Below are 625 nucleotides of genomic sequence, written 5' to 3' on the forward strand. Positions count from 1 at the left end.
TAGCTGAGGTAGGAACTAAACCCAGGACGCTTCACGGTCATGAAAGACAAGTTGATCTTCACCCATGACGATCAGCGCCAGACAGTCATTGCGCTGGCCCAGCTGGAAGGAGAATAACAGTGGCTACGGTTACCGCGATACCAGCAACCAAGACACGCATCCACGACAGCGCGCTTTCAGGTTTTAGCTCCAAACGCCGGGTGGCAGCCTACGCAAGGGTGTCCACCGATATGGAAGAACAAGCCACCAGCTATCAAGCCCAAATCGATTACTACACCGTCCACATCCAATCGCGTGCTGATTGGGTGTTTGCTGGCATGTATGCCGACGAAGGCATTAGCGGTACTTCTACCAAACACCGTGAGGGCTTCCAAGCCATGATCGCCGACGCGTTAGCCGGGAAAATTGATCTGATCCTCACCAAGAGTGTCTCGCGGTTTGCTCGTAACACCGTCGACTCCCTGACCACCGTCCGACAGCTAAAAGAAGCCGGTGTGGAGGTGTATTTCGAGAAAGAAAGCATCTGGACCCTTGATTCTAAAGGCGAACTACTCATCACCATCATGAGTAGTCTTGCCCAGGAAGAATCTCGGGGCCTGACCCCCGGAAAGTAGACACGTCGGGG

General features: G+C 53.8%; 1 pseudogene. It reads left to right on the forward strand.

What is annotated here, in order from left to right:
- Positions 1-119 precede the first annotated feature (119 nt).
- A pseudogene (locus tag HMPREF3169_RS06595) lies at positions 120-602 on the forward strand (recombinase family protein); the annotation flags it as partial.
- Positions 603-625 lie beyond the last annotated feature (23 nt).

The organism is Corynebacterium sp. HMSC08C04 (assembly GCF_001807495.1).
GTDB classification, from domain to species: domain Bacteria; phylum Actinomycetota; class Actinomycetes; order Mycobacteriales; family Mycobacteriaceae; genus Corynebacterium; species Corynebacterium simulans.